Source organism: Cyclobacterium sp. 10D3-21 (genome assembly GCF_055809755.1).
In genome coordinates this window covers 4,703,198-4,716,949 of the sequence record NZ_CM147924.1, presented here as the reverse complement: position 1 = coordinate 4,716,949, position 13,752 = coordinate 4,703,198, and the positions used below count along the sequence as shown (strand labels likewise).

6 protein-coding genes are annotated in these 13,752 nt (G+C 41.8%); all 6 read left to right on the top strand.

The features are described 5' to 3' along the window. The first annotated feature begins 13 nt into the window (after nucleotides 1-13). From AC0L7T_RS18190 to AC0L7T_RS18165, 6 genes are read left to right on the top strand one after another with little or no spacing between them, the layout of a single operon-like run. Complete coding sequence (locus AC0L7T_RS18190) at nucleotides 14-1,909, top strand: RagB/SusD family nutrient uptake outer membrane protein (RefSeq protein ID WP_473337268.1); 1,896 nt, start codon at nucleotides 14-16, stop codon at nucleotides 1,907-1,909. Nucleotides 1,910-1,953: 44 nt separating this feature from the next. Continuing rightward, complete coding sequence (locus AC0L7T_RS18185; RefSeq protein ID WP_473337266.1) at nucleotides 1,954-5,067, top strand: SusC/RagA family TonB-linked outer membrane protein; 3,114 nt, start codon at nucleotides 1,954-1,956, stop codon at nucleotides 5,065-5,067. Between the two features lie 11 nt (nucleotides 5,068-5,078). Beyond that, nucleotides 5,079-6,845 carry a RagB/SusD family nutrient uptake outer membrane protein gene (locus AC0L7T_RS18180; protein ID WP_339716817.1) on the top strand — a complete coding sequence of 589 codons (1,767 nt, stop codon included), beginning with the start codon at nucleotides 5,079-5,081 and terminating at the stop codon, nucleotides 6,843-6,845. Further along, nucleotides 6,845-8,587: a hypothetical protein gene (locus AC0L7T_RS18175; protein WP_473337263.1), complete on the top strand. Its 1,743-nt coding sequence runs from the start codon at nucleotides 6,845-6,847 to the stop codon at nucleotides 8,585-8,587. The genes AC0L7T_RS18180 and AC0L7T_RS18175 overlap by 1 nt, the downstream gene beginning before the upstream one ends. 1 nt (nucleotide 8,588) lies before the next feature. Next, nucleotides 8,589-10,691 carry a DUF5722 domain-containing protein gene (locus tag AC0L7T_RS18170; RefSeq protein WP_473337259.1) on the top strand — a complete coding sequence of 701 codons (2,103 nt, stop codon included), beginning with the start codon at nucleotides 8,589-8,591 and terminating at the stop codon, nucleotides 10,689-10,691. Continuing rightward, nucleotides 10,688-12,505 (top strand): hypothetical protein, encoded by a 1,818-nt coding sequence (locus AC0L7T_RS18165; RefSeq protein ID WP_473337257.1) that lies wholly within the window; start codon nucleotides 10,688-10,690, stop codon nucleotides 12,503-12,505. The genes AC0L7T_RS18170 and AC0L7T_RS18165 overlap by 4 nt, the downstream gene beginning before the upstream one ends. Nucleotides 12,506-13,752 lie beyond the last annotated feature (1,247 nt).

Genomic DNA, 13,752 nt, shown 5'->3' with positions numbered 1-13,752 from the left:
CCCAAAACTAACGATGAAATTAATAAAAATATACCTGGCAATAATGCTATCGGTCTTTTTGACATTTTCTTGTACGGACGTCCTGGACATGGCTCCTGATGGTAAAATTTCACTTGAGGAAGTGTTTTCGGACAATGACAAGGTTGGGGCCTTTCTGAATAGTTGTTACACTAATTTACCTGTAAAAGGTACCCGATATTTCTTTTGGAGTAGAGGACCTGTGAACTGGAGTGATGAATCCTGGGATACGGATGCTGAAGCAGAATCCTGGTTAACATCAGGAAGAATGTACAATGGTGATGCTTCTGCAGCCAATCATCCATCAGTACAATGGGCCAATGAAAATAATGGTGACTATTGGGACAAGTACTGGAGTGCTATCCGCAACCTGGCCATGTTTCTGGAAAAGATTGATGAAGCTACAGTAGACAATCCTGATGATCGGAAAAGGTGGAAAGCAGAAGCGCATGTGCTAAGGGCATACTATTACATGGAATTACTAAAATGGTATGGAACGGGTCTCCCTATTGTCAGAACACCTTATGACTTTTCGGATGATTTTTCGAAAGTTGAAAAGGCTTCTTATTTCGAGGTAGTACAGTTTATTCTGGAAGATTGCAATGCAGCCATAGCCATTGGTGAGCTTCCCTGGAGGATTACATCAGGTGGTGAGTCAGGGAGGGTAAACAAAGCTTTGGCCGAAGCCATCAGGTCCACAGCCATTTTATTTGCTGCAAGCCCACTCTACAACGATGGCCAAGACCATTGGGAAGAAGCTTATCAAATAAACCTTAAGGCAGTTCAAAACCTTAAAAGCAATGGGTATGAATTGTATAATCAGGTGAATCTACCCCAGACGTACCTCTCGGATGTGGCCCATATTGGAGAAGATAACAATCCATATGCAGCCTTGTACAATGAATATTTCACTCAAACCATGGCTTACGCTGCCAACCCTGTGGATAAGGAGACGATCTACCAAAGTCGGGCTGGGCAGGGAAATATTTGGAACATTGATGGGATAGGCGCTCAGGATGGGTACAAGTCAGGAACATGTCCTACTCAGGAGTTGGTCGATTCTTACGAAACCATTGACGGTGAACCCATTTTGAATTTACAAAATCCCTACCTGGACGAGCAACACCTGAACCCTAATTACAATTCAAACAATAGCTTGTACGATCCTCAAAACCCTTATGAAAACAGGGATCCAAGATTTTATGCTTCAATCTATTACAATGGTTCCAAAAGAAAAGCATTGTGGAATTTTGCTGAATCGCCTGAGTCTTTTGAGAATTATCCTGCAGGGATTGGAAACAGAACAAGGATCATTGCCACTTATGTAGGAGAGCCTCAAACAGGTATTCACCCTACGGTTAGAAGGGCTACCAGAACAGGCTATTTTCAGCGGAAATTTTTGCATCCAAATTCTGGGGGAGATAACCCTGTAGGAGGCGCCAATTGGAAATACTACAGGTTGGGGGAAATAATTCTTAATCTGGCTGAAGCTGCAGCCGAAGCAGGTCATTTAATGGAGGCAACTGCTGCAGTAAACGAAATAAGAACAAGAGTAAACATGCCGGAATTGCCACAATCTCTCACCCAGGAAGAATTGATCCTTAGAATAAGAAATGAAAGAAGGGTTGAATTGGCAATGGAAGAGAACAGGTATTTTGATGTTAGAAGGTGGACTTCTCCTGAAGGGGATCTTTCAGAAACGGATCGTTGGATCACAGGAGCGGAGATAATCAGAAATGAAGATGGAACTTATACCTATGGTAGAAGAAATGTTAGAGAAGTAGAACGTAAGAATTACACCAATAAATTTTTACATGTTCCCATTCCACTTAATGAGGCCAACCGACTTCAATCGATTACAGGAACTAATTGGCAAACGCCAGGTTGGTAAAATCATGCTTATAAGTTTTTCTGAAAGACTATAAAGAACTCAAAATGAAACGATATATAAAAAATATAAAACTTACTTTAAGTTTCCTGTGCCTGTTGTTTTACCTCCAAAGCAGTCATGTAATTGCTCAGGAAGCAATGACCACCATTAGTGGAAAAGTAATAAATGAATTGGGGCAACCCATCCAGGGCGTATTAATAAATTCGGTATCAGGGGACCAGGGAACTTACTCTGACGTTGAAGGTAATTATTCACTAAATCTGCCTACGGCTGAAGAATTTCTGCTTTTCGAAGCCAGTGGTTTTGCAACTAAGCGGGTACAAATTGAGAACAAGGATAACATTGATCTGGAACTGGCCTTTGACATGCATGGACAAGATGATCTTATTCCCTTGGGCTATGGGACTCAATCGAGAAGGGAGCTCACAGGTTCAGTATCCACTGTATCAGGGGAGGAACTGGAGCGATCTCCTGTAGCGAATCTTAGCCAAACATTCTCCGGAAGGTTTGCAGGATTAACCACTCAGGAAACATTCTCCGAATTGTCCAGAGCGAATACAGATTTGTTTGTACGAGGAATCTCTAGTGCAAGAAAAAATGGCCCTTTGGTAGTTATTGATGGGATCCCAGTTTCTTATAACAGCAATCAAATTTTGGAATACATTTCAGCAAATGAAATTGCCACCATTGCTGTATTAAAAGATGCATCCACACAAGCCATTTATGGCATCCAGGGAGCAAATGGCGTAATTGTAATAACCACCAGGAGAGGGAGAAAAGGTCCACTTCAGGTCAAAGCAAGGGTGGACCATTCTGTTCAGGAGGTAACTACACAGCCAATGTACTATCCTGCGGGTGAATATGCCCAGATGAGGAATCAAGCAGCTTTTAATGATGGATTTGGCGAAGAATACTTGTATTCCAATAGTGAAATTGATCAATTTCAGAATGGTAACAATCCCAATTTCCCCAGCAATGATTGGTATTCCAGATTTGTAAAGGATTTTTCTACCATGCAAAGAGTTGGAGTGAATGTAACTGGAGGCAATGAAAAGGTTCAATTTTTCTCCAATGTTAACTTTATGCATCAGGGTGGGCAATTCAAAACGGAACAAACTAAATACGATCCTAATCCCAAGAACATTTGGGTGAACTTCCGCTCAAATGTAGACATGAAGTTCAATGAGCTACTTTCTGGATTTGTAAGATTAAGTGGTAACATCAAGCGTGAGCATACTCCGGGAGTGAGTAATCAGCGCATTTATAGCAGCATATTTCAGATTCCGCCAACAATGTTTGGACCTGTTATTCCTGATTTGACGGCTGATGGGGAGCCATTCCCTGGAGCAGGTCAAGTTGTCACTACAGAGAGGGTTACAGACCCCACTTATGGCATGTTGAATCGCTCTGGGTATCATAACCATACTGTTACGAACATAGCTTCCCAGTTTGGCTTAGACCTGGACATGGATTTTCTTACCGATGGACTAAACCTTTCTGGTGTATTTGCCTACCAAACCAATTCAGTTGGTAGTTTGGGGACCACCCAGAATTTTGAACGTTGGCTGAGAACGGATGATTTTAATGAGTTGGAATTTGTCAAGAAAGGGTCAGAGCAAAATACTCCTTTGGCTTACGGTAAAGGACACCAGTATTATTACCACTTGTCCTATAACACTTCATTAAACTATCAACGGCAATTTGGACTTAGCAAGGTTTCAGGTATGGCCTATATGTTTTACCAGAACTTAACCAAAGCAGACAATTCTTCACCGGGCCTTTTGCCTTACAATCGGGTAAGCTCTGGAATTGAGGGAAATTACGCTTTTGACGACAGGTATTTATTAAAATTGGTGGTAGGCTATTCTGGATCTGAACAATATGCCAGAGCCGTTAGGTTTACTACCACACCTGCTGTAGCGGCAGCCTGGGTTGTTTCCAATGAAGCCTTTACCTCCTCTGCTACCTGGTTAAGTAATTTGAAGCTTCGCGCCTCCTATGGTAAAACAGCAAATGACCAAACCGGAATCGCAAGGTATGCCTACCTGGACAATGTAACGGCAAGTCAGGGGGGACTTATTCCTTACCTCCAATACATAGTCAATGAAAATCAGGTTGGAAACCCAAATATTGCTGCAGAAATCTCCACCAAAACCAATATTGGAATAGATCTGGGCTTATTTAATGCCCTTTCCCTGTCAGTGGATGTATTCGATGAGCGCATGGACAATATGATCGTGAGTGCTTTGGCTACTATTCCTGCTTATCAAGGTGTGCCATTGTCCAATTACCCTCAGATAAATGGCGGGCAATTTGAAAATAAAGGTTTTGAAATAGTGGCCAATTATAGGAAAGTATTTAACCAGGACTTTTCTGCTTATCTGGGAGGGATGGTTAGTTACACCAAAAACAAAATCATCAATTGGAATGAAGCGGAGCGAACGGAAGATTACGCCTTTAGGAAAAGAGAAGAAGGGTATTCATTCGGGCAGGAATTTGGTTATCTGGTAGATTACTCCAATGGGAATGGATTTTTTAATTCTGAGGCTGAATTGGTTGAAAGCAACCTGAGCTACGGATTTGGCATACCCAGGGTAGGAGATTTGATCTATAAGGATTTAAATAGTGATGGTAAAATTGATGAAAGGGATTATGCCCCGATTGGTAATGGCGTTATTCCTCGCACAACTTATGCCTTATCTGGTGGGATTACCTATAAAGCCTTCGACATTAATTTCCTTTTTCAAGGCGTAGGAGATTATGCTTCACTCATAGGGGGGACAGGAATATGGGAGACTGAATTTGACGGAATTTTTGGTAGCATGCATCAAAATGCCTGGACAGCAGAACGCTATGCAAATGACCAGCCCATTACTTGGCCGGCACTTTCTCTGGCCAAATCTGTCAATCATGAGCCAAGTGATTTCGTGAATTTTGACAGGTCTTATATCCGACTAAAGAACCTGGAAATTGGCTATACTTTACCTCTCGCCCTTTCTAAGGTTTTCAGATCAGATCATACTAAAGTGCTACTCAGCGGACAAAATTTATTGACCTGGGATAAGATGAAAACTTCAGACTTTGGTCCTGAAGGCGGTGGTTATTCAGGGTTTCCTGTCTATAGAGTTTACAACCTGGGATTAAGTGTAACATTTTGATAATTAGCGCTATGAATTGTATAAAATATATATTTATTTTCTTCATTTTCATTACTAGTTTTTCCTGTAATGAACAATTGGATTTGCCCAGCGATGGCAGGATAACAATGGATGAAGTTTTCAGTGATTATAACAGAACCAGAGGTTACCTCAACTCCTGTTATGGGTATGCCCCAAAACCTTATATGGACAGGTCATCTTATACTGACGAAGCCCAGGATGCAGATGACGTTACTCCGGGCTCAAATTATGTGGTTTGGTATGGTGGAAATGTCACCCCTACGTCCTATCCCAGCTATTCTGCAGATGGCAGTCCCTGGAGTAGCCTGTACGAAGGCATACGAAAATGCAATGTTTTTCTTACAAATATTGAAACGGCCACAGTTTATGCCACAGAGGATGAAAAAGCGTCCTGGAAAGCACAGGCCCACACCTTGAGGGCCTTGTACTATCTTCAGTTGATCAAAAGGTATGGAGGTGTTCCAATTTTCGATACGCCTTTGGAAATTGGTCATGATTTTTCTTCTGACCGAAAGGCATCCTTTGCTGAAGTGGTCAACTTCATATTGGAAGATTGTGATACAGCTTTGGCTTTTCCTTCTGGAAGGGATGGATTTTCTTGGGATATATATGACAATCAATATGGAATTATGACCAGGGCGGTGGCCTATGCGATCAAATCTCAGGCAGTAACTTATGCCGCCAGTGATTTATGGTCAGATGGCACTTATTCCTGGGAGGATGCGACAGCTATCAATGCAGAGGCGCTTGCCCAATGTTTAAACAATGGTTACGAATTGTTTGATATAGAAACTTCACCAGATATTGCTCAAAATGCCTATGCACTATATTTCATTACAAGTTCCAATGATCAGCGAGCAGTAGATAAGGAGACCATTTACCATTGGGGTGATCAGATGCAAATTTGGAAATTTGCAGGTTTACCTACCAATGATGGTATGGAAAGAACAGGGCCTTGCCCAACGCAGGATCTGGTAGACAGTTATGAAATGAGCAATGGACAAAGTCCAATATTGGGGTACTCAGATGCGGATAAGCTGAACCCTATTGTCAATCCAAATGCTGGCTATGACCCTGAGAATCCATATGCAAACCGGGATCCAAGATTCTATGCCTCTATATATTACAATGGAGCGGTAAGGTACCTGGATCAGCCAGATGGGGAAAAAGTAGAAACCTATGTGGGAGGAGCTGAAGAAATTTCCAGTACCAATAGACGGAATACCAGAACAGGTTATTATTTACGAAAATTCAATAATTACCAATCTGGATTAAACAACAATGCAGATGGGGCAATTCGCCTTTTTCGTCTGGCAGAGCTTTACCTCAATTTTGCAGAATCGGCCTATCAGTCAGGTGGACCTGATGTCGTCATTTCTTCCAATGGGATTTCCATGAGTGCAAGGGATGCCGTTAATGCAGTAAGAGAAAGAGCCGGAATGCCAGGTTTTCCTTCAGGAATGAGCACTGGTGAATTTGAAGAAAAATACAGAAACGAAAGAAAAATTGAGCTGGCTTTTGAAGAACACAGGTTCTTTGATGTAAGAAGGTGGAATATTCTTAATGAAACAGACAAATTTGTTACTGGCATGCGCATTACAAATGAGGATGATGGTACCAATTATCAGCGGTTTCGTTTTGAAAACAGAGGCTCAGCAGCTGATAAATATTTGAGATATCCCATTGATCAAGCTGAGGTCAATAAAATTGTAGGTTTAACAGGTGAAAATTGGCAAAATCCAGGATGGTTAGATTAATGGTTTCAAATATAATTATCAGGTTCAATAGGAAAGTACTGTTTTATTTCTGCCTTTGGTTAGGCATTGTAACCATTGCTAAGGCGCAAGAAACAGGAGGTACGGATGATTTGGGAAGAACATTGCCCAATTATGAAGAAATAGGAGATAAAAAGGACAGAACGGTTGCCATGTTCTATTTTCTATGGCATGGCGACAATACCTCGGCCATACATTATGACCTAAGTAAAATCATCCCACAGCACCCGGAGGTTTTGAATGACTTTGACAACCCACATTGGGGAGGTGGAGGAATGTATTATTGGGGAGAACCCCTTTATGGCTATTACAAGGCAGATGACTATTGGGTTCATTTAAGGAGCCTTCAACTGCTCACAGATGCTGGTGTGGATCTCTTGGTAATAGATGCCACCAACCGGTTGATTTATGCGGACAGAGCCAATGTCTTGATGAATGCGATGGATGCCATCAGAAAGCAGGGCAAAACTCCTCCTAAAATTGTCTTTTATACCAACACTTCCTCTGGGGAAACCATGGAGGATGTGTATGAGACTTTTTATAAGAAGGGAGCGAAATACTACCATCCCGAATCATGGTTTTACCTGGATGGAAAACCTATGATCTTGGGACATTCCAAAGAAGTAAATGGTAAAGAAGCTGGAGATTTCTTTACCATTAGGGAATCCCAATGGCCCAATGAACCTTATAAAGAGAATAGTTGGCCTTGGATAGAATTTCAGCGATCACAAATGGTACACAAAAACCATAAAGGGGAGGTTGAAATCATGAACGTTTCTGTTGCCCAACATCCAAATCCTACAGCAGGAATGGGAGGGTCTGCCTTTTATGGCAACCAAGACAACTGGGGAAGAAGTTTTCGCAATGGAAAAAAAGGTAACCCAGTAGCCGACATCATAATGGGATACAATTTTCAGGAACAATGGGACAATGTCCTTAAGGTAGATCCTCCGATTGTTTTTGTAACCGGATGGAATGAATGGATTGCTACGAAATTTGAAAGTCATGATGACAATCCTGAACACGCCTGGTTTTGTGATCAGGCCAGTCCAGAATACAGTAGAGACATAGAACCAACCAGGACTGGCGGTTTGAAAGACCATTACTACATGCAACTTGTTGGAAATGTTAGGAGATACAAAGGGGGAGTTAAAACGATGACTTTTGGGAATGATAAAACCATTAAAGGGCTAAAAGATTGGGAAGAAGTCGATGTGAAATTTAAAGATTATACCGGGGAAACTGACCCTAGAAACCACGTGGGAGCACAATCTGAACCAAAGGTAACTTACACCAATTTTACTGGGAGAAATGATTTTCAGACTTTAAAGGTGGCCAGGGACAATCAATCCATTTTCTTTTATGCTCAAACCACCAAGCCTATATCCGGGAATAATAGCGACAATTGGATGCGGCTTTACCTGGATATTGACAGGGATTTTGAAACAGGTTGGAAGGGGTATGATTTTAGAATTGTTCAAGGGAATCAGCTTCAAAAGTTTAGGGAAGGCAATTGGGTGACCATAAGTCAGGTAGTCCATGTGGTTTCAGGCAACGAAATGATCATTACCCTGCCAAGGTCGCTTGATAAAAGATTAATGGAAGCCTTAAATCTGGAGTTTAAGTGGTCTGACAACATGCAGGACGATACAGATCCCCTTGATTGGTATGTCAATGGAGATGTGGCACCGGGAGGCAGGTTAAACTACATAATAAGAGATTAAAATGAATACCTTAAAAACCATTTTATTCTTTTTTATAACGTTTTCTACTGCCTTTGGGCAGCAAGGCCCTGTCCGAATATCCGAGGAAAACCAGCACAATGTAGCGGTAAAAATAGATGAGCAGGGAAATTATGAAATAACAACAACAGGTCCTGACCCCTATCTCTTTACGTCTCCATTGACATCTGAAATCGACAAGGAAGAGACAATACTCACTTTTGAGTATTTTTCTACGGAGTACCTGGATTATTTTCAGGTTTTCTTTGGCCCTCCGATTGATGAAAACTTCAGTGTATTTTCATCCTTGGGCATTCGGGAAGGATGGAGCAGGTATTCCATTGATATAGCAGAAGCCTTACCGAAAGGTTGGGGGAAGAAAGGGGATGTTTTGAGAATGGATTTTGGTGGAGGTGCAGGATATGCTGGGCAGTTCCGAAACTTTAGTTTCAGAAGACCCAATGCAAGCGAAATTCAAAAAGTCCGGGACAAGGAGCTTTTGATGGAGGAAAAAGAGGCCTATAAAGCTGCGTTGATAAGCTATTTAGACACTGAATTCCCCAATTCCCTTTCAGAGATTACTGTTTTGGATTCTGCCATAATAATCAAAGGATTTTTATCAAAAAACAGCCCTGATTATTTTTTGGCAGAAGTTCCACTGCATGTAGAAGTAGCTATTGCCACTGCATTTGAAAATGTCTATCATTTACCTCAAACTCAAGGTGGTTTTGAACTTCGTGTACCGAGATTTTCGCTTCAGCAAGATTTTAAGAGAGATGGCCTGCTGTCAGGCTGGGTAATCGTAAAGGGGGAAGGTGATGGTTTTGATTTGCAGTCACATCTCCGTTATATGGATAAAATAGCGCCTGCTTTTGACCTAAGGGCTGGAGTATTGAAAAATAAAAAAGGCTTAGGGAATTTTCATAGCAACGATTTTGTGAGTGATTTGGACTCCCTGGGAATAGGAAGTATCACTACAAATATGTGGATTTCCAAAATGTTACGTTCTGCTCCCTCTGACAAAACCATCACCTTTAATTACGGTGGGAAGGATTATTACGCAGACAAGCAATGGGTAGAAAAACACGATAAAGCCTTAAAAGAGGCAAGTTTGAGAGAGGTTGTAACTTCAGCCATAATATTAATAGACAAGGCTGTTAGCACTCCTGATAAAGAGATAGGCGCAATTATGGAACATCCTGATTGTGACCCTTCAGGTATTTATAGCATGGCCAACCTTACCAATCCACAGGCAGTGCATATGTATGCAGCTGCTATGGATTTTTTGGCCAAAAGGTACAGTGATCCATCAGAGGATCATGGGAGGGTACATCACTGGATCGTTCACAATGAAGTAGATGCAGGCTGGGTCTGGACAAATATGGGAGAAACGGACAGTCTTACTTTTATGGACACCTACCACAAATCGCTTCGGTTGATTAATAATATTGCCAAGCAATACGATGCCCATTCCAAGGCTTTCATTACCCTTACCCATTACTGGAACTGGACGGTAGACAAGCATTTTTATCTGTCCAGGGATTTACTTGAAATTCTGATTAGGTACAGTGATATCGAAGGAGATTTTGATTGGGGGATTGCTCATCATCCCTATCCTGAATCTCTTTTTGAACCCAAAAGCTGGTTGGATGAAAAGGCCGTTTTTAGTTTTGACACACCCTTGATCACCTTCAAGAATATAGAGGTGCTGGATGCATGGGTGAAACAGCCCCATGTCAAATTTAAAGACAAAACCAAGCGCACTGTCTTCCTGTCAGAGCAGGGACCCAATTCCAGGGATTATTCGCCAATACACTTGAATGAACAAGCTGCCAGTATTGCTTATTTATGGAAGAAGATGGAAGTTTTGGATGGAATTGACGCTTTCCAGTTTCACAATTGGTTGGACCATAGGGGAGAGGGTGGTTTAAGAATTGGACTTCGGCGATTTCCTGATGATGAAGAAGATCCGGCAGGTAAAAAACCGGTTTGGTATGTATACAGAAACCTGGGTACAGACCGTGAACATACTTCAATAGATTTTGCTAAAAAAATAATTGGCATCTCATCTTGGGATGAGGTAAGACACTCAAAGGAAATAAAATGAAAGCATCTAAATTATTCACAAACATTCTTTTACTAGGGGCAATTATAGGGATTTATACCCAAGTAGACGCACAAAGCGAAATGTCCAATTATAGCTCTAATCTCCCGGCTAGGGATGCCTTGGGGCGTTCACTTCCTGGATATGAAGAAGTGGGGGAACTTAAAAAAGATAAATTCGTCGGTATATTTTATTGGACCTGGCATACCCAACAATCCAACAATAGTGTCAAAGCATTTAATGCTAGTGAGATTCTGGCAAAGAAGCCTGAAGCGATTAACGATTACAATGATCCTATTTGGCCTACTCGAAAAGAAGCAGGAGCATTCTTTTGGTCAGAACCACTTTATGGATATTATCTGGATACAGACCGTTGGGTATTGTACAAGCATGCCGAGATGTTGGCCGATGCAGGTGTGGACATGGTAATGTTTGATTGTACTAATGGCTCCTTTACCTGGAAGGAATCCTATATAGCCCTTGCTGAAGTTTTCACAGAGGCACGGAAAAACGGCATAAAAACCCCTCAGATTGCTTTCATGATGGCCTTTTGGCCAACAGATGGTAGCCTCGATGCGATCAAGGAATTGTACGAAGAGCTTTACGCACCGGGATTGTATCAGGACCTTTGGTTTTATTGGAAAGGAAAACCACTAATTATGGGTTATCCTGACCGTTTTACAGCTGTTGAAGGAGATCCTGAAACCAGTAAATTGCATCAGGAAATTAGGGAGTTTTTTACTTTTAGACCTGGCCAACCTGTTTACAATAAGGGCCCGATGAGAGAAGATCACTGGGGTTGGTTAGAAATAGCTCCTCAACACGGTTTTGTTAGCGATCAGAATGGTGGATTTGAGCAAGTGACTGTAGGTGTATCCCAGAATTGGTCAAAAGATAGGGGGCTTACAGCAATGAATGCCCCAGGATCTTTTGGCAGGAGTTATACGGATGCAAATGGTCATTCGGAGGATCCAGATGCTGTCAATTATGGTTTGAATTTTCAGGAGCAATGGGAAAGGGCCTTTGAGCTCGATCCGGAATTTGTATTCATCACGGGTTGGAATGAGTGGATTGCCGGAAGGTATGAAGAGTGGCAGCAACAGCACAATGCCTTCCCAGACCAATACAATCAGGAGCATAGTCGAGACATAGAGCCCATGAAGGACGGACATGGGGACAATTATTACTACCAGATGGTAGCCAATATTCGGAAATTTAAAGGAGTAGCCAAGCCTCCTATATTCACCCAAAACAAAAACATCAGCATCGATGGTGAATTTGTGGACTGGGAAACGGTGTTTCCGGAATTCAAGTCACATAAGGGGAATACCCTTGAAAGGAATAGTGCAGGTTGGGGAGATTTGGTATATAAAAATACAACAGGTAGAAATGATATAGTGGCTAGCAAGGTTAGCAGTGACAATGACAATCTCTATTTTTATGTGGAAACCGCAAATCCACTAAGCCCATCTGATGGTCCTGCCTGGATGAGGTTATTCATCGACACTGATCGAAATGGAGATACTGGTTGGGAAGGCTATGATTATGTAATTAACCGATCAAATCCAGGTGAGAAAGCCACTATTGAGAAGAATACTGGGGGATGGAATTGGGAAATAGTAGACCGTTTGGATTGGAAGATGTCTGCCAATAAAATGGAAATAGCCGTTCCCAAAGCAGTATTAAAATTAAATGAGGCTGTGAATATTGAGTTCAAATGGTCAGATAATATGCAAGCAGGTGGTGAAATCATGGACTTTCTGCTACATGGTGATGTTGCCCCACTTGGCCGATTCAATTATTATTATGCGCCTTGATTTGGTGATGGGGTGATGTAGTGATCTTGTGATCTTGTGATGTAGTGAACTGGAGATTTAGAGATGGGATGATTTTGATGATGTAGTGATCTGGTGATGTAGTGAAAAGTGTAGCTAAAACTAATCTTTCCCCACTAAGGCATAAGGCCCCCTCGGAGTATTGGTCAGTCATATTAACGAATCCGATATAAATTGCTGTGTCGTCATTGCGAACCCTTTTTTGGGGAGGTGTTGCGTAGGAAAAGGGTGTGGCAATCTCAACATGTTGGAGATTCCTTCGACTTTCTCTACACCAAGCACTAGCAATGTCTCGGAATGACGTCTTTCGGTCACTGAGCTTGTCGAAGTGTACCGAATTAACGATATACCATTTCGTCAATGCGTTCCCTTTTTTGGGGAGGTGAAGTGAAGGAAAGGGTTTGGCAATCTCAACATGTTGGAGATTCCTTCGACATTCTCTACGCAAAGCCCCTGCAAAGTCTCGGAATGACGAATTTATCAACTTCCGCCTTGTAGCTTTACGGCGTTAAGAAATTTAAGAAGTGATGGCAAGGACACAGGCATGGTTGGAATAGGATTTAGAGGATGAGCCTCTAGAAATAGCAATTGTTAAAAGCGAAACCATAGATACCGGAGTTTGCCTGTGTGCGGAAGGCCTTAAATTTTAGTCGAAAAGATACTCAGCGGCGGGGTTTTCTCCTGACTTGCTACGCATCAGGACAGGCCTGAGTTGCTTCGCTTCAGGACAGGTTGATTACTTTTTGGGCCACTGACTAGGGTCAGGACCGGCCCTGAGTTACTTTGTTTCAGGACAGGCCTGCAGCAAAAAAGTGACAATGGTTATTTTATATGACATGGTCTAGTAAAAAACTGGTTTGCAATAAAAAAAATAAACCCTGGCAAATTTCAAATCTTTACTAATAGGAAAGTAAAAGAATTAATAGAACCGTTACTGGTTAAACGCTACTTAGTAAGTTTGGCTTTCATAGTGATTTTATCCCTTAAAACACTGGATTGCCGTTCATTTCTTTTCCATTGATGAAAAGAAACGAACCAAAGAAAAATCTAGCCAAAACTAAACTTCCCCCCGCAAGGCCCTCGCCCCCTCGTAGTTTTGGCCCGGCCACCGCGCCCTAATATTTACGATTTTGTTAAAAATTCTCTAAATCGTCATTGCGAACCCTTTTTTGGGTAGGTGTTGCGTAGGGAAAGGGTGTGGCAATCTCATTACGTTTGATATTCCTTCG

What these genes read in the sequence shown, in the direction of transcription:
- AC0L7T_RS18165 (WP_473337257.1), top strand. Translation starts at nt 10,688, where the DNA reads ATGAAAGCATCTAAATTATTCACAAACATTCTTTTACTAGGGGCAATT.
- AC0L7T_RS18170 (WP_473337259.1), top strand. Translation starts at nt 8,589, where the DNA reads ATGAATACCTTAAAAACCATTTTATTCTTTTTTATAACGTTTTCTACT.
- AC0L7T_RS18190 (WP_473337268.1), top strand. Translation starts at nt 14, where the DNA reads ATGAAATTAATAAAAATATACCTGGCAATAATGCTATCGGTCTTTTTG.
- AC0L7T_RS18185 (WP_473337266.1), top strand. Translation starts at nt 1,954, where the DNA reads ATGAAACGATATATAAAAAATATAAAACTTACTTTAAGTTTCCTGTGC.
- AC0L7T_RS18175 (WP_473337263.1), top strand. Translation starts at nt 6,845, where the DNA reads ATGGTTTCAAATATAATTATCAGGTTCAATAGGAAAGTACTGTTTTAT.
- AC0L7T_RS18180 (WP_339716817.1), top strand. Translation starts at nt 5,079, where the DNA reads ATGAATTGTATAAAATATATATTTATTTTCTTCATTTTCATTACTAGT.